Source organism: Rathayibacter sp. VKM Ac-2804 (genome assembly GCF_009866655.1).
Classification (GTDB): domain Bacteria; phylum Actinomycetota; class Actinomycetes; order Actinomycetales; family Microbacteriaceae; genus Rathayibacter.
Genome location: NZ_CP047420.1, coordinates 1,858,241 through 1,880,039, shown reverse-complemented (window position 1 = coordinate 1,880,039; position 21,799 = coordinate 1,858,241). Strand labels below are relative to the sequence as shown.

The following is a 21,799-nucleotide window of genomic DNA, read 5'->3' as shown; positions in this document are numbered from 1 at the left end:
GAGGCCTGGATGGCTTGGCGGCACTTCATCTGCGACGGTCACTCCGGCCGCTACCTCGCCGAGGTCACCGAAGAGGTCTCCGCGTCCTCGTTCAACCGGGTCATCAACGGGGTCTCCACAGGGACGCACTCCTTCACGATCAAGCCGGACTCCGACGTGCCCTGGCGGGCGCTCGTGCTGCCGCTCTGGGACCGCATCTTCGTCTCCTCCTGGGAGGGGACGGTGAAGTACGCCGGCTACATCCACACCATCGACCCGTGGGTGCGCACGTCGAAGACGTTCACGATCCGCACCTCGTGCGTGCGCGACTTCCTCAAGAACCGCTTCCTCTACCCCGTCGACGAGGGCAACTACCGCGCCGGCACCCTTGAGGTGAAGGACCGCAGCTTCGCCGGCGCCGCCCGCGCGCTGCTCGCCGCGGCCACCTCCGGGCGCACCGCGAACTGGAACCTGCCCCTCGTGCTCCCCGAGGACGGCCCTGGCGTCGTCTCCCGCACCTGGTGGTACTACGAGGGGTGGACCGCGGAACGCGCGCTCACAGAGCTGCAGAGCACCAGCGACGGCCCCGACATCGACTTCGAGCCGCGCTGGACCGTCTACGACCAGGCCGGCGCGTCCAACGTCGAGTGGGTCGTCCGCTGCGGCACGCCGACCCTCCCCTCGAGCGCCCTCGACTTCAACCTCGACGCGCCGAACGTGCCCCTCACCGACGTCGTCTACCGCCTCAACGCACAGCAGCTGCGCACCGGCTCGGTCGCCTTCGGGAAGGGCTCCGAGGCCGACAAACGAGTCGCCTTCGCGAACAGCCTCCCGGGCAGGACGTCGATGATCCGCGACCGCTCCGAGTCCTACCCCGAGATCGACGACGTCGACCACCTCCGCGGGCACGCGATGTCCGACCTGCGCTGGCAGCGCGAGCCGACCGAGCAGTGGCAGTACACCGCCCGCGGCGAGTACGAGCTCGACGTCCGCGACGAGCCCTCCGGCGTCCGCATCAAGAACACCCTCCTCGAGTCGATCCGCATCGGGAGCGTGATCCGCGTCTACACCGGCGGCGACCACCTCATCGCCCGCGGCTGGTACCCGCAGTACGTCATCGGCTACTCCTGCGACCTCACCTCCGCAGTGCCCCTGTCCGTCCAGCCATGGAGGCCCTGATGCAGTACGACGACCTCGACAAGTCCGAACTGCTGCGCCGCCTCGAGAAGCTCGAGCGCCTCGTCACCCAGGCGCCGATCGGCTTCTCCTCCGTCACCAACGGCGCCCTGCGCATCCTCTCCGACGAGGGCCTCATCGTCGGAGAAGCCGAGGGCGAGAACGCCGGCAAGGGCTCCCAGAAGGTCTACGGAACCATCGAGGTCACCGGCACCCTGCGCGGCGACGGCTCGATCGACTGGGAGGGCCCTGTCCAGCTCAAGGGCCAGGTCGACGTCACCGGACGCATGCGCGTGCAAGGCGGCGGCCGCGTCGTCGCCTCGGACGCCGGCGACAACGGCCACTCGATGCAGCTCTACTACCAGGACGGCGTCGGCAAGGTCTTCGCGTTCGGCGTCCCGATGGAGATCCGCGCCTGGTCAAGCGTCATCCAGCTCAACGAGCGCGGCCTGATCATCAGCGGCGGCGGCGGCGTCATCGGGATGAGCGAAGACAGCATCGAGATCGTCGGACCCGACGGCAGCGCCGGCGCGTGGATCGAGCTCAAGGGCGGCGACGTCTTCGTCCACAACCTGCCGGACAGCTGATGCCCACCGCCGACTGGCGCGCCTTCTACAACCCGGCCCGCTTTACGACCCCCTTCGGCGAGCCGGGCCCGTTCTACACCCCCGGCATCGGACACCGCGGACTCGACATCAGCGCCTCCGGTCGCCAGGCGATCCCCGTCTGGGCACCCGGCGTCGTCTACATCGTCAGCAGCACCGGCGGCCTCGGCCCCGTCGTCGGCATCCGCATCGACGGCTCCGACAAGCGCGCCGCCTGGGCCCACCTGTGGGGCATCACCGTCGCCGTCGGGCAGCACCTCGAGCCCGGCGACGTCGTCGGCTACGCCGCCACCGCCGCCGACTTCCACGGCTCCGCCTGGTCCGGGCCCCACTCCCACACCACCTACGGCTTCAACGACTCCATCTGGCAGGGCGGCTCACCCGGCATCCAGGACCCGGACCCCGCCATCCGCGCAGCGCTCGCGGGCGACTGGCCCGACACCGGCGACGGCGGCGGCGGCGACCCACCCACGGAGAACCCCAACGACCCCGGCGACCCGGGCGGCGGGAACCTCACCGTCGGCGCAGACGGCCGCTTCACCCGCAGCGTCAACGGCGCCGGGAACGTCGGCCTCGGCGCCGACGGCCGCCTCACCCGCACCGACCGCGGCTCGGGCGACCTGCAGATCAATCCCACCGGGCGCCTCTTCCGAGCCGCCTGACACGAGAGGAGCTCGCGATGAGCGACACCACCCCCGAGCCCGACACCACCGAGCCCGCGCAGCCGAACGGGGGGAAGTAGATGCCCACCCGCCAGCACATCATCGCTGTCGCGCCGAGCTTCCTCAACGCCCGCCGCAACTGGTCCGGGAAGTGCGAGGCCGCCGCCTGGAACCTCACCAACGTTCTGACACCCGGCTACGTCCGCAGCTTCCCCCACGCGACCTCCGCACGGAAGGCGTCCCGCATCCAGGGCCCCGGCCTCGGCCCCGGCGGCAACTGGGTCTGGATGTCAGGCGTCTGGGGCACCGAGGACGGCCACCGCGTCGACTGGGGGCACGTCGCCTACCACGTCGGCGGCGGGCTGCTCTTCATGGCCTCGAGCAGCGTCACCGACCGGATCCCCGGCATGACCGCCCTCGGCTTCATCGACGGGCAGGCGTACCTCCGCCGCTTCCCGGGCCAGAAGCTCGAGGGCTGGTCCTACGACCACGGCGGCTCGATCATCCCCGGCGACGGCCCGATCGTCGTCCCGCCGCCCGCGCCCGCCACGCCACCCACCACCCCGCCGGCCCCGCCGGCACCGATCGACGAGAACGAGGACACCATGCGACAGTTCCTGCGGGAGAAGACCGGCCGCACCCACTTCATCGGCAAGCAGTTCGTGAAGGGCTGCGCCGACGACAAGACCAGGGGCATCGGCGTCTACGCGCTCGACGAGCCCGTCCGCAGCCTGAACGAAGACGACTTCGAGCGCGTCCTCAACATGCACGGCATCCCGGTCGAGGAGTTCCTCAAGACGGACGCCGACCCCCGCCTCGGCTGGTCGACCGAGCGGGGCCAGTTTCGCGAGGTCGAGTTCGGCGCGCTCGAGCGCTCCTGGATCGCCTGAGCGTGGACCGCTACCCGATCCCCGACGAGAAGCGTCGGCGCCTCGAGTCGTTCATCCGGATCATCGACATGGTCATCTACCTCGCGATCGTCGCGGGCGGCGTCTACGCGCTGTTCTTCACCCCGACGACCGTGCAGGTCGAGCTCGCGGGCTGGGAGTGGCTGATCGGCGTCTGGTCCCTGCTGCTGCTCATCGGCGGTGGGGTGGGCTTCATCGGCCGGCTCACTCGCTACTGGGTGCTGGAAGTTCCCGCGGCTCCCGCGGCGGTGTTCGGGATTCTGATCTACCTCGTGATTCTCGGCCGCACCGCGTTCACGTCCATCACCGCGGCCGTCGCGACGACCCTCGTGTTCGTGGCGATGCTCGTGATGATCCGCCGCTACGTCGAGCTGCAGATCTTCGCTTCCGACCCGACGCACCTCGACTTCCAGTCGCGCGTGGCCGAGGCGCTGCGGAGGCGAACGCAGAACGTCGCACCGCGCACCGAGTAGGGGGAGCGCAGTGCACACAGCAGCACCCGTAGTCGAGAGCGTCAACATCGTCGCCCTGATCGTCGCCGTCATCGGTGCCGGCGGCATCGGCGTCTTCTTCCGCGAGCTCGTGTCCATCATCACCCTCATCAAGACCGGCGTCTCCGCGAAGGAGTCGAAGCGGAAGAACGACCTCGTCGCGCAGCGCGACCGAGAGTACGAGCGCGCGGAAGCCGAGGCGCGCAACCGCCGCCGCCTGGAAGAGCACGCGACCGCCATGCGGCGCGAGCTCATCCTCCGCGGCGTCGACCCCGATGACATCGAGCGCTGGCCGCGCCTCGAATCCGTCCTCCCCGGCAGCGGGATCTCCGCGCCCACCACCCCACTCAAGGAGTAGCCATGTTCACCCTCGCCTTCTGGATCGCCGCCTCCGAGCGCGCCCTCAAGTCCGGCGCCCAGTTCGTCGTCGTCACCATCACCACCGGCCTCATCGCCGGCACCGTCGACAACGCCGACGCCCAGGTCATCAACGCCTTCGCCCTCGACTACCCGACCCTCCTCGGCGTCTTCGGCGGCGGCATCCTCATCAGCTACCTCACCTCCGTCGTCTCCGCACCCATCAGCGGACACGGACCCTCGCTCACCTCCGTCGAGACCGTCGACGACGGCCCCGACCACCTCGCCAAGTAGTCCCACCCCGCTCGAGCTCCACCCGGCCCCCGCCACTCCCGGCCGGGGCCTTCGCACGCCCGGCAGACGGGCGCCTGACGCCCTCTGAGGAGCATTTCCATGCCCGGACCCACCCCGGCCAAGTACGGCCCCGCTGTCGACCTCTGGCCCGAGCGCACGCCAACCCGTGCCGAGGCTCTCACCTTCCCCGCCTCGCGTCAGAAGACCGTCGCATTCACCCCGACCGCGGTCGTCGACGCGCTCAAGAGCTTCACCGACGCCGAGTGGGACGCCGGCGTCGTCGTCTGGATGCTCCCCGGCACCGCTGCGCCCGACGGCGCCGGCGCGGGCTCGGACATCTGGATCGACTACGGGCGCACCGGCCGCAAGCGCCGCGCGCTCGTCATCAGCAGGGACGAGTGGGGCTCCTGCACCTTCTCGAAGTCCGTGCGCATCCGGATGCCTGGCGTCGCCTTCGGCGGCATCGAGTTCAACGCGACCAACTACGCGCTGGGCGTGAACCGCGGCATCCTCCTCTCGGACATGACCGAGGGCGCCATCTTCAACATGGGCGAGCTCTGGTACTGGGGCATCCAGTCCAGCGACAACAAGCCGACCTCGGGCGTCGAGCTCTGCAACCTGTCCATCCCGGACTCGACGCTCAAGCGGTACGTCAACAACAACATGGACGTCGCCGCGATCCGCTCCGGCGCGAACGCCAGCATCTCCGGAATCCTGATGAAGGGCCTTCACGTCGCCCCGGCGTTCCACGAGACGCCGAAGACGGAGGAGCAGCGCAAGAAGCCCTCGCACACCGACTCCTGCCAGGTGTCGGGCAACTCGCTGATGTCCAACTTCAAGTGGGTCCGCTCGATCATCTACGGCTCCACGAACGCCGCGATCCAGTCAACCGGAGCGCTCACCGGATACCACTTCGAGGACGTCCTCGTCGTCGGCACCCGGGCGACGAACATCGTCTACCCGCTGCCCGAGGACGCCGTCGGCTGGACCCTGGACGGGTCCGGGCGGGTGAACCCGAACGCCCTGAACGGCGGACCCACCGGCTGCACCGCGACCCGCCTCGTCGTGATCGGGACGGTCGGATCGTTCGACTTCCTCTGGCAGAAGGACTCCGTCCTGTCGGAGGCGCCGCAGTCCTCGCAGCAGCCGTCCAGCGGCGCCCAGTGGGGCGTCGACAACACGCTGCAGAACAAGCCGAAGTCGTGGTTCCTCGCCCAGGCTCCCGAGCAGACTCGCGAGTACCTCAAGGCCGTCTACGACAACGCCGAGATCCAGGCGCCGACGAACCGGGCGCCGCTCGACTTCACCCTCGCGCAGCCCACGGTCACCACCTTCTCGGCCACCCTCACGTGGGAGGCATCCTCCGATCCCGAGGGGTCGATCGTCAAGTACGACGTCGAGCGCACGCCCGGGGGCAGGGTAGGGAAGGCGCTCCTGGCGACCACGTTCCGCGACTCATCCGTCGAGAACGGCAACCAGTACATCTACCAGGTGTTCGCGGTCGACTCGGATGGGGTGCGGACCGGGTCTAATTCGCGCAGCGTCACGATCGGCTCGGAGACCCCGAGCGGAGAGCTGCCCGCTCCCGTGCTCACGCTCGGATCGATCACCCCCACCTCGGCGAAGATCTCCTGGACCGCCTCCGCCGGCGCCGAAGGCTACGACGTGATGTCGGGTCCGACGGTGGTCCGCAAGGTCAGCCCGACGGTGCGTGCCTACGAGCTCACCGGCCTCACGCCCGGCGAGGAGTACAGCGTCTACGTGGTCGCCTGGTCCTCGACCGCCGGCCGGAAGTCGTCGAACATCATCACCGAGGAGACGCCACTCAAGGCGGACCCGAGCCCGACCATCAAGGGCACGGTCGACGTGTGGGGCATGCTCACCGACTTCCGTCTCGTCTCGCTCGCCGGTCGCCAGGTCCGGCTTCGGTTCGCTCCCTCGGGCCCCGGCGTCGACGAGGGGCGCCTGTTCTCGAAGGTGCCCATCGAGGCAGTCGTCGCGGCAGACGGGGCGTTCAAGACGGCCCTCTACCCGACCATGACCGTCTCGCCGGAGGTCTGGTACACGCCCGAGATCAGCTACCTCGAGGCCGGTCAGGCGTCCCCGTACGAGCGGCTCCCGTGGAAGCTGCGCGTCCCCCGCACTGGCGGCCGGATCGGCGACCTGCTCCTCGCGCCGGCGCCGCCTGGCGTGATCGCTGTCGGGCTCGGCGAGCCGGACAAGATCTACCCCGCCTACATCGACCTCCTGACGGCGACCTACTACAAGAACGGAGTCCGCCAGTGAAAGCAGAGATGGTCCCCGTCGGCGAGATCAAGGTCATGGGCGACGTGAGCGCCTCGATCCTGATCGGGACCGAGGGCACTCGCACGCAGCGCGCGATCGACGATCGCGTCCTGCCGATCGCCGAGCAGGTGGTCTCCGGGAACCCGCAGGTCGTCGATGCCGCTGCGGCACGAGTCGGGGCCCTCAAGGCCTCCGAGCTCGAGCTCGTGCAGGGGAAGGGACTCGTCAGCGACACCTCGACGGCAGACGTGTCCTGGACCTTCCGCGAACCGCAGGCGGCACTCCCGCGGTACGTCACGCCGACCGTCGTGCAGACGAGCACGAAGGACACGCCCGTCGAAGTGAAGATGCCCGTCGTCGACCCGGAAACCGGGAAGCTCGACGAGTCGCTCCTGCCCGAGGGGCTCGCTCCCGACGACACCGGGATCTCGCTCATCCTCGCTACGCCGAACTCGAAGTCTGCCCGGCTGCTCGTGCAGCAGTTCGGCGGCCGGCTCGTCTTCACCGACCCGCAGGTCGGCGGCGTCGGAGACGGCGTGACCGACAACACGGCGGCTTTCAACCGGGCGATGGTCCTGATCGGCGCGACCGGCGGAGAGGTCTTCTTCCCGCCGGGCGTCTACCGCATCGACGGCACCACTCTGCCCGTCCCGGGCGGCGTGACGCTGCGCGGCACGGGCATCCCGTACGCGGACCCGACAGACGCCATCGTGCGCTGCTCGGTCATCCGCGCCGGCGCCGCCATGACGCGGCTGATCGAGCTCGGCGCGGACCCGACGTCCTCGCTCGCGACGAACACGTCGGCGTCGATGGTCGACCTGTTCGTCGACGGCCGCGACCTCGCCGACTACACCGTCCTCACCTCGGGGCGCCGGTGGATGATCGACCACTGCCTCATCTACTGGGGCCGGCTGATCGGTCTCGAGGTGGAGGGGCAGAACGGCTCCTTCCACGGCTTCTCCACCGTCGCGCAGAACAACACCGGCTCGTGTATCCGCGTCACGCACGAGCCCGACAACAAGTTCTCGCACGGCCAGCTCCGCCAGCCCGGCCCCGACGGAGCCTGCATGATGATCCAGCCCATCGGATCGTCGACGCTCGGCACCGGCAACATCCTCGTCGGCGACCTGCACATGTGGACCGGGCAGAACGGCGTCCCCACCCCGGGCTCGCTGATCACGCTCAAGCTCGACTCGTCGAAGACGATCGGCGGCGTCCACATCATCCGCAACCAGCTCGAGGGCGTCATCGGCGACCAGATCGTCATCATCGCCGACGGCACCTCGACCGCGCGGAACATCCTCATCGAGGCGAACAACGTCTTCCAGAACAGCGCGATCGTCGACAACGCGCGCAGCTTCCTCGCGATGAGCGGTACCGGCAAGATCCTCGACCTGTCCGTCGTCGGGAACATGCTCTACGGCCCGTCGACGACGAAGCGGTGGCGGTCGATCATCCACGACGCCGGCACCGGCGAACGCTCGCGGATGCTCCTCGCGAACAATGTGGGCCGCCGGGTCACCACGCCGTGGACGAAGGCGGTCGGGTCGGCCTGGTCCGGCCCCGAGCCCGGCATCAACGTCGGGATCGGCGCGGACGGGAACGAGTGGCGCACCCGCGTCGCCGACCGCACCACCCTCACCGGCGCAGATGGCAGCAAGGTCGTCTTCACCGTCGCATCCGGGCTGCCGTTCAAGACTGCGCGCGCGATCAACCTGACCGCGATGTCGTCGGCCGCGGCGCGACCGCACTTCGTCGACCTCGCCGACGGGACGCTCACCATCACCTTCGATGCGGCGCCCGCCGCCGGCGCGGACCTCCGCGTCGCCTACGACCTCTGGCAGTGAAAGGACACCACCAATGGCGCTCACCTACGAGGGCAAGGTCGGCGACGACCTCATCGCGATCCTCACTGAGATCAAGACCGAGTTCAATCGCATCGCCGACGGCACCGGATGGCGGGACATCTCGACCCTCCTCGGGAACGGCTGGACCCTGGACGCGAACGGCTTCATCCGCCTCGTGCGCCGCGGCCGCCGCGCGACCATCGTCTTCGCGGGGCTGAACGGCTCCGCGGCGACCGGATCGACCATCATCCCCACAGCGTCGCTCGCCGGCTTCCGGCCCGCGGTCGACGCGCGAGTCACCCTGTGGAGCTCGGCGACGCCCTACCTCGGCTTCGTCTCCGCATCCTCGGGCGGCGGCGGCCTGACCAGCGCGGCCCGAGTCGCGCACGGATCGCAGCAGCAGGAGATCTCGTGGGAGGTCAACCCGGCCCAGACGTGGCCGACAGTCCTCCCCGGCTCCGCCGTCGCCTGACCCGCCGCACTACGCACGAATGCCCCCTCGCTACTCCTTCGGGAGCGGCGAGGGGGCGCTTCGTCGTTGGCTCAGATCCAGGTGATGTCGGCGTCGGTGTCGGCGAGCCAGGTGTCGACGTACTTGTGCAGCTTCCCGATCTTGTTGTCGCGGACCTTCACGGGCCGGCCGAGCTGCAGCGCGATGAGCATGCCGTGGAGGCGGTCGGTGACGACGGTCTCGCCCTGGGCGAGGAGCGCGAGCCCGGTCGCCAGTCGGCGGCGTGATCGGGGCTCCCAGAGCCCGTTGGCGGTGGGGATCGCGGAGCGGAGGAACGGCAGCTCCTTCGTCCGGTGGGTGAGCCATGCGCTCGCGCGGGTGACGGGCTGGTCCTTCGGCCAGTCGATGCCCTCGCCGAGGCCGCCGGCGGACTCGGGGTCGCGGCGGATGAGCCGGACCTCCTTCTGCGTCGGCTCGGGTGCGGGCACGCGGCCGAGCATGTGCACCGCGTCGGGCGAGAGGACGAGCCCCTCGACATCGTCCTTGAGGTCGTCGTAGGAGGCGTGGTCGCGGACCGCGATGCGCAGCTGCTTCCGCGGTGCCATGCGGCGGAGGAACTCGTCGCGATCTGCCGGGGATGCCCAGTGGATCGACTGGGGGCCCTGGATGAGGAGGGTCTCGGCGGGCAGGCGCTCGGCGAGGCTGTAGCGGTGCTCGCTGTGCTCCTTGTAGAGGCCGCCGAAGTTGCCGCCGCCGTTGATGTAGACGGGGTCGGTGGCGGAGTAGAGCCGCGGCGGCATCGTGTGGAAGGACGACGTCGAGAGGATGTCGAGCTTCCGCCAGTGCCAGTAGCGGTACTGGCCCTGCGCGATGGCGGAGTCGCCGATGTTCGCGTAGTCGGGGAAGTCGGTGAAGTGCAGGCGCGAGGTGTCGCCGTGGAGCAGGTGCAGGGCGTCCTTGGTGCGCTCGAGCATCGTCGGGGCGTAGTCCATCGTCATCCGTTCTCTGGGTGGTCCGCTCAGCCTAGAGCGGTGGACGTGGCGCGCGATTCGCTGATTGCAGCGGCTGAATATCAAGGTCTGCTGTGGTTGGCAAGCCTGTGGAGGACGCCGGGGAACCGTTGCGAGGCTGGGAGCATGAGAAAGCTGCACTACTCCAGCGGGCACATACTGGTCGGCGACCTTACCTGTAAGGCGGTCCTGCGTTATGCGCGGGCCCTCGCAGACGTCGGGAAGTCGGACGTCATCCAGATCCCCGTCCTGACCGAGGGCGGCGGTCGGGCCGACGCGCACCTCCTGATCGGACCGGCAAGTCAGCTCTGGTCCGTGCCGGTCGACAGCAGCGAGGTCGAGGAGCCCGATGACGCCGAGGCTATCGCCCACATCGAGCGCGAGACCCGTCGCATGCAGCCGGCCCGGCCGTCCTGGAACGATGAGATGACCGACGTGCCGCCGCTCGACTTCCTCGAGTACGCGGACGTCGCAGACCTCGAAGCGATGCAACGCGACGATCTCCCCCGAGGCTCGCGCTGAAAGAGCTAGCGGCGGCTATCGAGCGGTGGCGCTAAGACGCAATCCCCTATGCGCCTCCATCGGGACGCGGCACGGTTGAGACATGTCACGAGGTGGACCAGCGAGCCCCCTGCCCGGCCAACACATGCGCTTCGTGCGATACGTGAACACTCGGGACGGCTGGAGCCCAGAGATCCGTCGTGGAGAGATCGAGGAGCGCACTGCGCGCGGATGGGTCGTCCGCGTACTCGACGACTTGCAAGAGCTTCCAGAAGATGAGTGGTCGATCTATTACCCGTAGTGGCTCTACCCGAGAGCAGCGTCTGTCGGTGGTCACGTCCACTGTGGCCACATGTCGCACCACTGGACTCCGATGAGCATGGTTCGGCGGTCGGTACTCCCGAACGAGTGGTGGGTGGGCGACAAGCGCGAGCACCTCGGCTGGATCCGCCTCGTCGACTACCAGGGCCTCCCGACCTACGTCTGCGTCACTCGCCGCGACGAGTGGGTCGTCGGCGGCGGCGACACCCTGCGCGACGCCGCGGAGGCGTTCCTCGCGTGGAGCTGGACAGAGCGCTGATGTCGGTGGTCGGGCGGAGGATCTTCGGATGGGAATCGCCTTCGATCCGAACCATCCGCACCGCCCGCGCGGCTACGTCGACTCGTCCGTGCAGGCGTACCGCGACGCCGGCGAGGAAGCGCCGTGGCTGCTCGCATGGAAGAACGGGCGGGTGATGATCGACCCGGAGACTGGCCGCTACCGCTACGACGCCGAGGTCGCAGCGGAGGCCGACCGCCGCGGCCGCGGAGGCCGGCGCGCGTGAGCGACCTCGACGTCCTCGAGTTCGCGCGCGACTACGGCCTCGGCGCCGGCGACGAGGACGAGATCCGTCGAGCGTTCGGCAGCCCGGCACGCTGCTACCAGCGCCTCGCCCGAGTGCTCGAGGACCCCGCGGCGCTCGCCGCCGAGCCGATGCTCGTGTACCGGCTGCGGCGCCTCCGGGACGCCCGGTCGAGCGCTCGTGCCGCGCGGCGTCTGCCGCGCTCTGCTCCATGTCTGCTCCACGAGCGCCGCGTGGCGCCACCGGCCCATTCCGAGAAACAGCCGCTGTCCAGCGGATTACTTGAGTAGGGCGTACGGGACTTGAACCCGTGACCGACGGATTATGAGTCCGCTGCTCTGACCGGCTGAGCTAACGCCCCGCGGCACCCGAGGGAGCGGGACGGACCGTCAGGAGGCGGCTCGGCCTGCCGGAGCGGACGCTGCGTCGGCGGCCGGATCGGCCACCGGCTCCCCACGATACAGGCTCTCGAAAGTGCTGATCGTGCGGTTGATGTCGTGGGCGGCGACGATGCGGAGCGAGCTGCGCTTGAGGGCCTCGAGGCGCTCGGGGTCGGCCGTCAGGACGTCGGTGAGGCCGTCGGCGAGGGCCTGCGCGTTGCCGGGCTCGAAGAGGTGGCCGTTCTCGCCCTCGTGGACGAGGTGCGGGAGGGCCATCGCGTCGGCGGCGACCACGGGGAGGGCCGAGGCCATCGCCTCCATGGTCGCGATGCTCTGCAGCTCGGCGATGGAGGGCATCGCGAAGACGGTGGCGCGGCTGTACGCCTGCTTCAGCTCGGCGTCGGAGACGTAGCCGGCGAAGTGGACGCGGTCGGCGATGCCGAGGGTGGTGGCGAGCTGCTGCAGATTGCGCATCTGGTCGCCGCCGCCGACGATCTCGAGCTGCGCGTCGAGCGAGGGATCGAGCAGCGCTACCGCGCGGAGGAGGACGTCGATGTGCTTCTCGCCGGTGACGCGCCCCACGAAGAGGATGCGGTTGGCGGTGCGCGGGGTGAAGTCGGGCGTGTAGTTGTCGGCGTCGATGCCGCAGGAGATGGCGTGCACGCCCTGCAGACCGGTGTACTTCTCGAGGAACTGCGCGGCCTTGCGGGTCGGCGTGGTCACGGCCTCGGCGCGGCCGAAGGTGCGGCGGGCGGCCCGCCACGCCATCGCCACGGCCTTCGCCTGGGCGGCCTTGGGCAGCAGCGTGAACTCGAGCATGTTCTCCGGCATGAAGTGGTTCGTGCCGATGATGCGGATGCCGCGCTTCGCCGCCTCCTGGCCCAGACCGCGGCCGACGATGACGTGCGACTGGAAGTGCACGACGTCGGGCTTCACCTCGTCGAGGATCCGCGCGCTGTTCTGGCGGATGCGGAAGGGCAGCGCGAAGCGCAGCCAGTCGTGCGGGTACCAGCGGAGGCTGAAGAGACGGTGCACGATGATCCGCTGACCCTCGTGGCTCTCGACGCGGGTGCCGCTCCAGCCGTCGGCCGACGGCGCGACGACGTGCACCTCGTGGCCGCGCGCCTGAAGGCCGGCGGCGAGGCGCTCGGCGAACTTGGCGGCTCCGTTGACGTCGGGGGCGAAGGTGTCGCAGCCGATCACGACGGTCAGCGGGCGGCGGGCGGCGTCAGCCGGGGCGGGCTCACCGGTCGACGACTCGGGTCGTGACGCGTCGCGGGGATCTGACACGGAGTGGGTCCTAACGATGTCGTGTCGCTCGGAGGAAGGAGCGATCGGCGTGGGTTCGGGCGGGTGCACGGCGTCTCGAAGCGGTCCCAGTGTAGGCGCGGAGAGCGCCGGATCCGGGGATTGCGGCGCCTCGCGTCGGGCGGCTCAGCGGGCCTGCGGGTGGTGCTTCGCGAGGAGGAAGACGCCCCAGATGGCGACCACTCCCGCCGCGATGAAGAGCGGGATCGCCCACGGCGCGGCGTACTGCGCCTCGCCGAGGACGATGATGCCGATCGCCACGGCGACGAGCGGGTCGACGACGGTGAGACCGGCGACGACGAGGTCGGGCGGCCCGGACGCGTAGGCGTTCTGCACGAAGTAGCCGCCGAGCGCGGTCGCGGCCAGGAGCGCCACGATGCAGACGACGGTCAGCGGGTCGAACTCGCCGAACTTGATCCGGTTGAGGACGACCTTGGCGAGGGTGGCGACGAAGCCGTAGACGACGCCGGCGCCGAGGATGTAGAAGATGGCCCGGGCCTTCTTGCGGAAGACGCGGAAGGCGATGACGAAGATCGTCATCACGACCGCGAGGATCACCAGGATCGTGATCAGCTGCGACGTCCGGATCGACTCGTCGACCGCGTTGAAGGCGGCCACCAGCACGAAGACCCCGACGCCGCCGACGCAGAGCATGATCGCCCGGATCGAGGACGCGTTCAGCCGGACCTTGCTCACCCGGGCGTTGACGATCGCCGTGATGACGAGGGCGACGGCGCCGAGCGGCTGGACGACGATCAGCGGCGAGAAGCCGAGGCTGGTGAGCTGGAAGACGATCGCGAGCGCCAGCATCAGCGTGCCGATCACCCAGGACGGCCGCGAGAGCAGCGCGAACAGCTGCCCACCGCTCAGCCCGCTCGAGCCGGAGCGCTTGGAGAACCGCTCGACCTTGACGACTCCGCGGTGCTGGAACTGAGCGCCGAGGGAGAGGAAGACCGCCCCGACCAGAGCGATCGGGATGCCGATGAACTTCGCCGGGTCGTTCAGAAGGTCGGCGAGGTCAGTGGGCATGGGCACGACCCTACCCACGATCGATCCGCGCATCCTCCGACGCACGGGGGACCTCGGCTAACGAGCGGATGACGATCAGGACGGCCGTCCGCAGGGCCCGCGATACCCTGATCCCCATGGCCGTCCTCCCCATCCGCATCGCCGGCGACCCCGTCCTGCACTCCCCCGCCGCCCCCGTCACCGAGTTCGACGACGCGCTCCGCACGCTCGTCGCGGACATGTTCGAGACCATGGACACGGCGCCCGGCGTCGGCCTGGCCGGACCGCAGGTCGGCGTGCCGCTGCGGCTCTTCGTCTACGACTACGAGGCCGACGACGGCACGCCCCGCCGCGGCGTCGCGATCAACCCCGAGCTCTTCGTCACGCCGACGCCGCTCGGCGAGGCCGACGAGGACACCGAGTCCGAGGGCTGCCTGTCCTTCCCCGGCGAGCGCTTCCCGCTGCGGCGCTCCGAGCGCGCGATCCTGCGCGCGGTCGACCTCGACGGCACGCCGTTCGAGATCGAGGCGGAGGGCTGGTTCGCCCGCGTCTTCCAGCACGAGTTCGACCACCTCGACGGCGTCCTCTACACGGACCGCCTCGAGCACGAGTACGCCAAGCCCGTCGCGAAGATCACCCGCAAGCGCGGCTGGGGCGTGCCCGGCGTCTCCTGGACCCCGGGTGTCGAGCACCTCGAGGACTGAGTCGGCGAAGAGCTGAGCCGGGGCAGGACCGAGCCCGAGCGGCGAGGCAGGCCCTAGGCCAGGTCGACGCCGTGCACGCCGTTGTGGTGGCGGACGGTCGGGAAGGACGCGGTGACGCTGCGCCCGACACCGGGCGTGCGCTTCTCGACGACGTCGCCGCCGAAGAGGCCGGCCCGCTCGCGCAGCTCCGAGAGCGCGGGGCTGTCGATGCGGTCGGTGAGGGCGTGCAGATCCGCATCGACGGCGCTCGCGTCGGACTCGGCGCCGGCGTGGCGCTCGCGGTCGTCGTCGACCTCGACGCGCAGGCCGGTGGCGGTCCAGCGCGAGGTGATCCGCAGCTCGGTGCCGGTGCCGCCGGACTCGAGGGCCTCGTCGAAGGCGTACTCGAGCACGCGCATCACGGCGACGTCCGCGCCGTCCTGGAGCGGGAACGGCTCGCCGAAGGTCTCCTCCTGCACGACCAGGCCGCGCTCCCGGGCGCTCCCGATCAGGGAGGCCGTCCCGCCTGCCGCGGGCAGCTCGCGCGGATCGACCGCGGCGACCGTCGCGATGCGGCGCAGCTGGGCGAGCGACGCCTCGGCGGCGCTGACGGCCCGACCCGCGGAGCGCGAGGCCGCGGCGGGGTCGCGGTCGATCGTGAGCCGCACGCTCTCGGCCTCCTCCACCACCTTCGACGCGGCGCGGACGGCGAGCTGCTCGAGCTCGCCGACGATGCGCAGCCGCGCCTCCTGCTCCCGGACGGACAGCTCGAGGGCGACGGCGCGCGCCGCCCCCTCGGCCCGGCTGTCGAGCGCGCGGCGCTCGGCGGCGGCGGAGCGGCGCCACAGCACGATCGCCGCCGCCGCGACGATCAGGGCGAGGACGAGGACGACTTCGAGCACGACGGCCTCCGGGGCATCAGGGAACGGCGCGGGGGACGCCGGAGAGCGATGGTACCCGGGAGCGGGCGTCGGAGCCGGAGGCGCGACGGGGGCTTGCGGTCGCCCGGGCGACGCGGGCTCGCGGTCAGCCCTCGCGGCGGCTCCGCGCGACGGTGAACTTCGCGCTGCGCTCGATGATCTTGGTCGGCCCGACGGAACGGCGCAGCTCGGCGGGGTGCGCGAGGTGCGAGTTGAAGACCGTCCAGAGCTCCCCGCCGGGCCGGAGGATGCGGCCGGCGGCCTGGATCATCCGGCGCGCGACGAGGTCGGTCACCGCGCCGTCGGAGTGGAACGGCGGGTTGCAGAGCACCACGTCGACCGATCCGTCGGCGAGCGTGGAGGCGTTGTCGTCGCGGAGCAGCCGGATGCGCTCCCCCAGGCCGTTCGCCTCGGCGGTCAGGCCGGCGGACTCGACGGCCGAGCGGGAGCTGTCGGTGGCGAGGACGTCGAGGTCCGGCCGGGCGAGAGCCAGCGACGCGGCGAGGACTCCGGAGCCGCAGCCGAGGTCGACCGCGACTCCCCCGGGCAGGGCGGCCGGGTCGAGCGCGGCGAGCAGCGCGCGCGTGCCGAGGTCGAGCTTCGCGCCGGCGAAGACGCCCGGCAGCGCCACGACCTCGAGCCCGAGGTCGACGAGACGGCGGCGCTCCGCGACGGCGGCGGCGGGCTGGTCCGCCTTCGCCTCGCTCGCGAGCAGCGCCCGCGACTTCTGCCGCGCGAGGCTGACGTCGATCCTGTCGTAGCGGCGTGCCAGCACCTCGTTCATGCCGAGCGACATGTGCTTGATCCGGCCGGCGCCGATGAGCTGCGCGGCGGGGTTCGCGAGTGCGACCTCGGCCGCGACGGCGGCCAGGGCGTCGAGCGAGCGCGGAAGACGCAGCAGCACGATCTCGGCGCCCTCGACCGCCTGGGCGATCGAGTCGGCGATCGTGAAGGGCGCGAGCTCGATGCCGGTGGCGCGCACCGTCTCGGCATTGGCCGCGAGGGCGCGCTCCGCGACGATCGAGTCCTGGGCGGAGGAGACCGCCACGCCGTCGGCGGCGAGGGCCAGCGTCAGCGCTCCGAAGGCGTCGCCGACGACGGCGACCCGGGAGTGCCCCGCGGCGAGGTCGAGGAGGAGGCGGTCGCTCGCGTCGACCGCGACGAGATCGGGGGCCTCGACGTCGGGCCGGCGGCGGAGGAGGTCGAGGACGTCGTCGCGCATGGGGGCTCCGGTCGGGGTCGTGGCAGAGAGCACGGCGGACCGGTGGGGACGCGGGAACCCGGCAGGGAGACCGGGCCCGGAGGAACGACTCGCGGGCACGAAAAAGGGCCCAGGAGTGGAGTCCCAGGCCCTTCGCTCCCCGACTTGGACTCGAACCAAGAACCTACCGGTTAACAGCCGATTGCTCTGCCAATTGAGCTATCGAGGATCATCCGCTCGCCCGGAGGCGAACAGCGCGTGACTACTTTAGCAAAGTCTGCGCGAACTCCAAATCCTGGATCAGTAGCCGAGCGCCGGGTCGACGACGCCGAGCAGCTCGCGGCCCGCGGCGAACGCGGCGACGTTGGCGCGGACCCGCGCGGCGAGCAGCGGCGTCGTCATCTCCGGGGTGTCGGCGGAGTGCGGGGTGATCAGGCAGCGCGGCTCGCTCCAGAGCGGATGCCCGTCGGGCAGCGGCTCCGGATCCGTCACGTCGAGCGCGGCGCCGGCGAGCCGCCCCTCCGCGAGGGCGGTCACGAGGGCGTCGGTGTCGACGAGGCTCCCCCGGGCGACGTTGACCAGCACGGCCTCGGCCGGCAGCCGCCGCAGCAGCTCGGCGTCGACCAGCCGGGCGGTGCCGCCGGTCGCGGCGGCCGCGAGCACGAGGACGTCGGAGTCGCCGACCACGTCGGGCAGCTGCTCGGCGGTGACGGTGCGGTCGGCTCCGGCCACGGCGGCGTCGGTCCGGCGCACCACGGTGACGTGCGCGTCGAAGACACTCAGCAGCCGCAGGAGCTCGACAGCGATGCCGCCCGCGCCCACGACGACGACCCGCGCGCGGTGCAGGGTCCTGGCGCGCTTCGCTCCCCAGGAGTCGGCCCGGGCGCGCTCGGGCAGCGAGCGCAGCAGTGCGAGGGTCAGGGCGAGGGCGTGCTCGGCGACCGGTTCCGCGTAGGCGCCCTTCGCGCTGGTCCAGCGCAGGCCTCGACGCCCGGTGCTGCGGAGCACGGGCGCGAAGACGTCGACGCCCGCCCAGGGCAGCTGCACCCAGCGGATGCCCGGATGCTCCGCCAGGACCGCGGCGAGCTCGTCGGTGCGTCCGTAGGAGAGCCAGAGCAGCGCCTCGGCCTCCTCGACGCCGACGACGGTGCCGCCGCCCGCCTCGATCGCGTCGGCGAAGACCGGCTTCGGCCGGGGCAGGACGGCGACGCGCGGCGCGCTCATCCGGCGTCCTCCGCGGGCGCCGTGCGCGCGGCACGGGTGGCGTCGAAGCGCTCGAACTCCGCGAACGCGGCGCCGAGCTCGCGGACGTAGGGGTGCCGCGACTCGGTCAGAACCTCGAGCAGCGGGCCGTAGGCGACCACCTCGCCCTCGACCAGCACGGCGATCCGGTCGGTCGCCCGGCTGAGCACGTCGATGTCGTGGCTCACGACGACCGCCGCGAAGCCCTCCTGCCGGCGGAGATCCGTCAGCAGGTCGACGATCGACTCGCGGACGGTCGCGTCGATGCCCGAGGTCGGCTCGTCGGCGATCAGCACCTTCGGTCCGAGCACGAGCGCGCGGGCGATCGCGACGCGCTGCCGCTGACCGCTGGAGAGCTCGTAGGGGAAGCGGTCGAGCAGGAACAGCGGCAGGTGCACGGAGTCGAGCAGCGTCGCCACGCGCACCGCCGCGCTCTTCGGGTCGTAGTGCCGGTCGCGGAGGAAGATCGGCTCGGCGATGAGCTCGGAGACGGTCAGCTCCGGGCGCAGCACCGCTCCGGCGTCCTGAGCGAGGTGCGCGACGTCGAAGGTGAACCGCTTGACCTCGCGGGCGGGCATGCCGCGGAGGCGGTGGCCGGAGACGGTGGCCTCGCCGCCGATGATCACCGGCCGCGTCCGCGCGCCGGCGCCGGCCGGGCCGTCGAGACCCTCGCCGCCGAGGACGCGCGCCAGCGTCGACTTGCCGGAGCCGCTGCCGCCGAGGATCCCGAGCACCTCGCCGGGCTCGACGCGGAGGCTGACCCCGCGCAGGGCGGTCCAGCGCCCGCTGATCCCCCGCGGCGGGTACTCGACGCTCAGGTCGTCGACGACGATGGGCGCCGAGGCGGCGGCTCGGCTCACGCCGTCCGCTCCGCCTCGACGATGCTGCGCAGGAGCTCGCGGCGCTCGGCCTGCTCCCCCGGGTCCGGCACCGGCAGCGAGGCCAGCAGCCGCTGCGTGTACCGGTGCTTCGGCGCGGACAGCACCTCCTCGCCGGTGCCCTCCTCGACCAGCTCGCCGCGGTAGAGCACGGCGATCCGGTCCGCGAGGAGGTCGACGACGGCGAGGTCGTGGCTGATGAAGAGCGAGGCGAAGCCGAACTCGCGCTGCAGCTCCGCGAACAGCTCGAGCACGCGCGCCTGCACCGAGACGTCGAGCGCCGAGGTCGGCTCGTCGGCGATCAGCAGCTTCGGCTCGAGCGCGAGCGAGCGGGCCAGGCTGGCGCGCTGGCGCTGACCGCCGGAGAGCTCGTGCGGGTAGCGGTCGCCGTAGGAGCGCGGCAGCTGCACCGCCTCGAGCAGCTCGTCGACCCGCTTCCGGGCGGCGCCGGCGTCGCGGGCTCGGCCGTGCACGATCAGCGGCTCGGCGACGCACTCGGCGATCGTCAGCAGCGGGTTGAAGCTCGAGGCCGGGTCCTGGAAGACGAAGCCGATGTCGCCGCGGACGGGGCGGAAGGCGCGCTCGCGGATGCCGCGCATCTCCTTGCCGAGCACCCGCAATGAGCCGCCGGTGACGGGGGTGAGCCCGGCGATCGCGCGGCCGATGGTCGTCTTCCCCGAGCCGCTCTCGCCGACCAGGCCGAGCACCTCCCCGGCACGGATGCGGAAGGAGACGCCGTCGACCGCGACGAAGCCGGGGCGGCCGAGCCGGCCCGGGTACTGGATCCGCAGATCCTCGGCGAGGACGAGCGTCTCCGCCTCCGGGGCGCCGGCGCGCTCGATGGCGCGCTCCTTCGCCCGGGCGACTCCCTGGCCCACGTGCGGCACGGCGGCGAGCAGCGTGCGGGTGTACTCGGCCTTCGGCGCGGCGAACAGCTCGGCGACCGGCGCCTCCTCGACCAGCTCGCCCTGGTACATCACGGCGACGCGATCGGCGAGGTCGGCGACGACGCCCATGTTGTGGGTGATCAGGACGATCGAGGTGCCGAAGTCGTCGCGGCAGCGGCGGAGCAGGTCGAGGATCTCGGCCTGCACGGTCACGTCGAGGGCCGTGGTCGGCTCGTCGGCGACGATCAGCCCCGGGTCGAGCACGAGCGCCATCGCGATGACGACGCGCTGCTTCTGCCCGCCGGAGAACTGGTGCGGGTAGTAGTCGACCCGCTTCTCCGGCTCGGGGATGCCGACGGTGCGGAGCACGTCGATGGCGCGCTGACGCGCCTCCTTGCGCGAGACGGAGGCGTGCGCGCGCAGGCCCTCCGCGATCTGCCAGCCGACGGTGAAGACCGGGTTCAGGGCGGTGCCCGGCTCCTGGAAGACCATGGCGACGTCGGTGCCGCGGAGCTCGCGCAGGCGCGACTTCGGCACCGAGACCACGTCGGTCGACGAGCTGCCGTCCTTCTTCGAGAGCAGGATGACGCCCGAGGCCGTCGCCGTCTCGGGCAGCAGCCCGAGGATCGACTTGGCGGTGACGGTCTTGCCGCTGCCGGACTCGCCGACGATGGCGAGCACCTCGCCGCGCTCGACCCGGAGGCTGACGCCGGCGACCGCGCGGACCGCACCGCGGTCGCTCGCGAAGGCGACCTCGAGGTCCTGGATGTCGACGATCGGCCTCGAGTCGGCGGAACGGGTGCCGTCGGCGGGTCGCTGGACGCTCATCGGGTCTTCTCCACTCCGGCGACGGGATCGTGTCCCGGCGTCTCCAGGCCGTCCGCGGGGAGGGTGCCACCCGGGACGACGGACGTCGCGGCGACGTCGCCGGAACCGGCGGCCACCGCGCGCCGACCGCGCAGGCGCGGGTCGGCGAGGTCGTTCAGGCTCTCGCCGACCAGCGTGATGCCGAGCACGACGAGGACGATGGCCAGGCCCGGGAAGACCGAGGTCCACCAGATGCCGCTGGTCACGTCGGACAGCGCCTTGTTGAGGTCGTAGCCCCACTCGGCGGCCGAGGTCGGCTCGATGCCGAAGCCGAGGAAGCCCAGTCCCGCGAGGGTGAGGATCGCCTCGGACGAGTTGAGCGTGAAGATCAGCGGCAGCGTGCGGGTGGCGTTGCGCAGCACGTGCTTGAACATGATCCGCGGGGTCGACGCTCCGATGACCTTCGCCGACTCGACGAAGGCGTCGCCCTTGATCCGCACCGTCTCGGCGCGGATCACCCGGAAGTACTGCGGGATGTAGACGACCGTGATCGAGACCGCGGCGGCGAAGATGCCCGACCAGAGGTTGGACTGCCCGCCGGAGATCACGATCGACATCACGATCGCGAGCAGCAGGGTCGGGAAGGCGTAGATCGCGTCGCAGATCACGACGAGTACGCGGTCGAGCCAGCCGCCGAGGTAGCCGGAGACGAGACCGAGGAAGACGCCGAGGAAGATCGACAGCACGACGGCGACCACGATGACGAGGAACGCCGTCTGCGCGCCCCAGATCACGCGCGAGAGCACGTCGTAGCCGCCGACGGTGGTGCCGAGCAGGTGCTCGGCACTCGGCGGCTGCTGCGCGCCGAACGACTCGGTGCCGGTGCGCAGCTGCGAGTAGCCGTAGGGGGCGATCAGCGGGGCGAGGGCTGCGACGAGGAGGAACGCGCCGGTGATCACGAGACCGGTGACGAGCATCCCGCGCTGCAGGCCCACGCTCTGCCGGAGCTGGTGGACGACCGGCAGCCGGTCGATGAGGCGGCGGCGCGGGCGCGCCGGAGGGGTGGTGCTCATGGG

At 71.1% G+C, this 21,799-nt stretch carries 24 protein-coding genes and 2 tRNA genes; 15 read left to right on the top strand and 11 right to left on the bottom strand.

Annotated elements, in window-relative coordinates; all coding sequences use genetic code 11:
• Positions 1-9: 9 nt before the first annotated feature.
• The 10 genes from GTU73_RS08785 to GTU73_RS08740 all read left to right on the top strand — a co-directional run bounded on the left by GTU73_RS08785 (position 10) and on the right by GTU73_RS08740 (position 9,077).
• Entirely contained in the window at positions 10-1,158 is a 1,149-nt protein-coding gene (locus GTU73_RS08785) for a hypothetical protein (protein ID WP_160088707.1), read from the top strand.
• Complete coding sequence (locus GTU73_RS08780) at positions 1,158-1,742, top strand: hypothetical protein (RefSeq protein WP_160088705.1); 585 nt, start codon at positions 1,158-1,160, stop codon at positions 1,740-1,742. The genes GTU73_RS08785 and GTU73_RS08780 overlap by 1 nt, the downstream gene beginning before the upstream one ends.
• The gene (locus GTU73_RS08775) at positions 1,742-2,422 is read left to right on the top strand and encodes a peptidoglycan DD-metalloendopeptidase family protein (protein ID WP_160088703.1); all 681 of its coding nucleotides are present in this window, start codon (positions 1,742-1,744) and stop codon (positions 2,420-2,422) included. Before GTU73_RS08780 ends, GTU73_RS08775 begins: the two co-directional genes overlap by 1 nt.
• 80 nt (positions 2,423-2,502) lie before the next feature.
• Positions 2,503-3,312 carry a hypothetical protein gene (locus GTU73_RS08770; protein WP_160088701.1) on the top strand — a complete coding sequence of 270 codons (810 nt, stop codon included), beginning with the start codon at positions 2,503-2,505 and terminating at the stop codon, positions 3,310-3,312.
• 2 nt (positions 3,313-3,314) lie between these two features.
• Positions 3,315-3,803 carry a hypothetical protein gene (locus tag GTU73_RS08765; RefSeq protein WP_160088699.1) on the top strand — a complete coding sequence of 163 codons (489 nt, stop codon included), beginning with the start codon at positions 3,315-3,317 and terminating at the stop codon, positions 3,801-3,803.
• 10 nt (positions 3,804-3,813) lie between these two features.
• A complete protein-coding gene (locus tag GTU73_RS08760; protein WP_160088697.1) occupies positions 3,814-4,179 on the top strand; it encodes a hypothetical protein in 366 nt (121 codons plus the stop codon).
• A 2-nt stretch (positions 4,180-4,181) separates the two neighbouring features.
• Positions 4,182-4,472 carry a holin gene (locus tag GTU73_RS08755; protein ID WP_160088695.1) on the top strand — a complete coding sequence of 97 codons (291 nt, stop codon included), beginning with the start codon at positions 4,182-4,184 and terminating at the stop codon, positions 4,470-4,472.
• A 99-nt stretch (positions 4,473-4,571) separates the two neighbouring features.
• Positions 4,572-6,758, top strand: coding sequence for a fibronectin type III domain-containing protein (locus tag GTU73_RS08750; RefSeq protein ID WP_160088693.1), 2,187 nt, complete (start codon positions 4,572-4,574; stop codon positions 6,756-6,758).
• The gene (locus GTU73_RS08745) at positions 6,755-8,605 is read left to right on the top strand and encodes a glycosyl hydrolase family 28-related protein (RefSeq protein WP_160088691.1); all 1,851 of its coding nucleotides are present in this window, start codon (positions 6,755-6,757) and stop codon (positions 8,603-8,605) included. The genes GTU73_RS08750 and GTU73_RS08745 overlap by 4 nt, the downstream gene beginning before the upstream one ends.
• Before the next feature lie 13 nt (positions 8,606-8,618).
• The gene (locus tag GTU73_RS08740; protein ID WP_160088689.1) at positions 8,619-9,077 is read left to right on the top strand and encodes a hypothetical protein; all 459 of its coding nucleotides are present in this window, start codon (positions 8,619-8,621) and stop codon (positions 9,075-9,077) included.
• A gap of 71 nt (positions 9,078-9,148) precedes the next feature.
• On the opposite strand, the gene GTU73_RS08735 is transcribed toward GTU73_RS08740, so the two are convergent.
• A complete protein-coding gene (locus GTU73_RS08735) occupies positions 9,149-10,048 on the bottom strand; it encodes a polysaccharide pyruvyl transferase family protein (protein WP_160088687.1) in 900 nt (299 codons plus the stop codon).
• Between the two features lie 144 nt (positions 10,049-10,192).
• On the opposite strand from GTU73_RS08735, the gene GTU73_RS08730 reads away from it, so the two are divergent.
• The 4 genes from GTU73_RS08730 to GTU73_RS08720 all read left to right on the top strand — a co-directional run bounded on the left by GTU73_RS08730 (position 10,193) and on the right by GTU73_RS08720 (position 11,699).
• Positions 10,193-10,588: a hypothetical protein gene (locus GTU73_RS08730; RefSeq protein WP_160088685.1), complete on the top strand. Its 396-nt coding sequence runs from the start codon at positions 10,193-10,195 to the stop codon at positions 10,586-10,588.
• A gap of 394 nt (positions 10,589-10,982) precedes the next feature.
• Positions 10,983-11,147, top strand: coding sequence for a hypothetical protein (locus GTU73_RS08725; RefSeq protein WP_160088683.1), 165 nt, complete (start codon positions 10,983-10,985; stop codon positions 11,145-11,147).
• Positions 11,148-11,175: 28 nt separating this feature from the next.
• Positions 11,176-11,391, top strand: coding sequence for a hypothetical protein (locus GTU73_RS19280; protein WP_244231827.1), 216 nt, complete (start codon positions 11,176-11,178; stop codon positions 11,389-11,391).
• On the top strand, positions 11,388-11,699 hold the full coding sequence (locus GTU73_RS08720) for a DUF3263 domain-containing protein (protein WP_244231826.1): 312 nt from the start codon (positions 11,388-11,390) through the stop codon (positions 11,697-11,699). The genes GTU73_RS19280 and GTU73_RS08720 overlap by 4 nt, the downstream gene beginning before the upstream one ends.
• Here the strand turns inward: GTU73_RS08720 and GTU73_RS08715 are convergent.
• The 3 genes from GTU73_RS08715 to GTU73_RS08705 form a co-directional block, all read right to left on the bottom strand.
• Positions 11,697-11,770, bottom strand: a tRNA-Ile gene (locus tag GTU73_RS08715). The genes GTU73_RS08720 and GTU73_RS08715 overlap by 3 nt on opposite strands.
• 28 nt (positions 11,771-11,798) lie before the next feature.
• Complete coding sequence (locus GTU73_RS08710) at positions 11,799-12,989, bottom strand: glycosyltransferase (RefSeq protein ID WP_160091292.1); 1,191 nt, start codon at positions 12,987-12,989, stop codon at positions 11,799-11,801.
• A gap of 234 nt (positions 12,990-13,223) precedes the next feature.
• On the bottom strand, positions 13,224-14,126 hold the full coding sequence (locus GTU73_RS08705) for a DMT family transporter (RefSeq protein ID WP_160088679.1): 903 nt from the start codon (positions 14,124-14,126) through the stop codon (positions 13,224-13,226).
• Positions 14,127-14,242: 116 nt separating this feature from the next.
• Between GTU73_RS08705 and def the strand changes: the two genes are divergently transcribed.
• Positions 14,243-14,809, top strand: coding sequence for a peptide deformylase (gene def, locus GTU73_RS08700; protein ID WP_127886296.1), 567 nt, complete (start codon positions 14,243-14,245; stop codon positions 14,807-14,809).
• Between the two features lie 53 nt (positions 14,810-14,862).
• Here def and GTU73_RS08695 read toward each other — a convergent pair whose 3' ends face one another.
• The 7 genes from GTU73_RS08695 to GTU73_RS08665 form a co-directional block, all read right to left on the bottom strand.
• Entirely contained in the window at positions 14,863-15,690 is an 828-nt protein-coding gene (locus GTU73_RS08695; RefSeq protein ID WP_160088675.1) for a hypothetical protein, read from the bottom strand.
• A gap of 124 nt (positions 15,691-15,814) precedes the next feature.
• Positions 15,815-16,930, bottom strand: a complete 1,116-nt coding sequence (locus GTU73_RS08690; RefSeq protein ID WP_160088673.1) for a methyltransferase — start codon at positions 16,928-16,930, stop codon at positions 15,815-15,817.
• A gap of 135 nt (positions 16,931-17,065) precedes the next feature.
• Positions 17,066-17,138, bottom strand: a tRNA-Asn gene (locus tag GTU73_RS08685).
• Between the two features lie 71 nt (positions 17,139-17,209).
• The gene (locus GTU73_RS08680) at positions 17,210-18,133 is read right to left on the bottom strand and encodes an NAD(P)-dependent oxidoreductase (RefSeq protein ID WP_160088671.1); all 924 of its coding nucleotides are present in this window, start codon (positions 18,131-18,133) and stop codon (positions 17,210-17,212) included.
• The gene (locus GTU73_RS08675; RefSeq protein ID WP_244231825.1) at positions 18,130-19,011 is read right to left on the bottom strand and encodes an ATP-binding cassette domain-containing protein; all 882 of its coding nucleotides are present in this window, start codon (positions 19,009-19,011) and stop codon (positions 18,130-18,132) included. Before GTU73_RS08675 ends, GTU73_RS08680 begins: the two co-directional genes overlap by 4 nt.
• Positions 19,008-20,744, bottom strand: a complete 1,737-nt coding sequence (locus GTU73_RS08670; protein WP_160088669.1) for an ABC transporter ATP-binding protein — start codon at positions 20,742-20,744, stop codon at positions 19,008-19,010. Before GTU73_RS08670 ends, GTU73_RS08675 begins: the two co-directional genes overlap by 4 nt.
• Positions 20,741-21,796, bottom strand: coding sequence for an ABC transporter permease (locus GTU73_RS08665; RefSeq protein ID WP_160088667.1), 1,056 nt, complete (start codon positions 21,794-21,796; stop codon positions 20,741-20,743). The genes GTU73_RS08670 and GTU73_RS08665 overlap by 4 nt, the downstream gene beginning before the upstream one ends.
• Positions 21,797-21,799 lie beyond the last annotated feature (3 nt).

What these genes read in the sequence shown, in the direction of transcription:
- GTU73_RS08665 (WP_160088667.1), bottom strand. Translation starts at nt 21,796, where the DNA reads ATGAGCACCACCCCTCCGGCGCGCCCGCGCCGCCGCCTCATCGACCGG.
- GTU73_RS08770 (WP_160088701.1), top strand. Translation starts at nt 2,503, where the DNA reads ATGCCCACCCGCCAGCACATCATCGCTGTCGCGCCGAGCTTCCTCAAC.
- GTU73_RS08785 (WP_160088707.1), top strand. Translation starts at nt 10, where the DNA reads ATGGCTTGGCGGCACTTCATCTGCGACGGTCACTCCGGCCGCTACCTC.
- GTU73_RS08705 (WP_160088679.1), bottom strand. Translation starts at nt 14,126, where the DNA reads ATGCCCACTGACCTCGCCGACCTTCTGAACGACCCGGCGAAGTTCATC.
- GTU73_RS08780 (WP_160088705.1), top strand. Translation starts at nt 1,158, where the DNA reads ATGCAGTACGACGACCTCGACAAGTCCGAACTGCTGCGCCGCCTCGAG.
- def (WP_127886296.1), top strand. Translation starts at nt 14,243, where the DNA reads ATGGCCGTCCTCCCCATCCGCATCGCCGGCGACCCCGTCCTGCACTCC.
- GTU73_RS08740 (WP_160088689.1), top strand. Translation starts at nt 8,619, where the DNA reads ATGGCGCTCACCTACGAGGGCAAGGTCGGCGACGACCTCATCGCGATC.
- GTU73_RS08735 (WP_160088687.1), bottom strand. Translation starts at nt 10,048, where the DNA reads ATGGACTACGCCCCGACGATGCTCGAGCGCACCAAGGACGCCCTGCAC.
- GTU73_RS08755 (WP_160088695.1), top strand. Translation starts at nt 4,182, where the DNA reads ATGTTCACCCTCGCCTTCTGGATCGCCGCCTCCGAGCGCGCCCTCAAG.
- GTU73_RS08775 (WP_160088703.1), top strand. Translation starts at nt 1,742, where the DNA reads ATGCCCACCGCCGACTGGCGCGCCTTCTACAACCCGGCCCGCTTTACG.
- GTU73_RS08730 (WP_160088685.1), top strand. Translation starts at nt 10,193, where the DNA reads ATGAGAAAGCTGCACTACTCCAGCGGGCACATACTGGTCGGCGACCTT.
- GTU73_RS08680 (WP_160088671.1), bottom strand. Translation starts at nt 18,133, where the DNA reads ATGAGCGCGCCGCGCGTCGCCGTCCTGCCCCGGCCGAAGCCGGTCTTC.
- GTU73_RS08690 (WP_160088673.1), bottom strand. Translation starts at nt 16,930, where the DNA reads ATGCGCGACGACGTCCTCGACCTCCTCCGCCGCCGGCCCGACGTCGAG.
- GTU73_RS08750 (WP_160088693.1), top strand. Translation starts at nt 4,572, where the DNA reads ATGCCCGGACCCACCCCGGCCAAGTACGGCCCCGCTGTCGACCTCTGG.
- GTU73_RS19280 (WP_244231827.1), top strand. Translation starts at nt 11,176, where the DNA reads ATGGGAATCGCCTTCGATCCGAACCATCCGCACCGCCCGCGCGGCTAC.
- GTU73_RS08670 (WP_160088669.1), bottom strand. Translation starts at nt 20,744, where the DNA reads ATGAGCGTCCAGCGACCCGCCGACGGCACCCGTTCCGCCGACTCGAGG.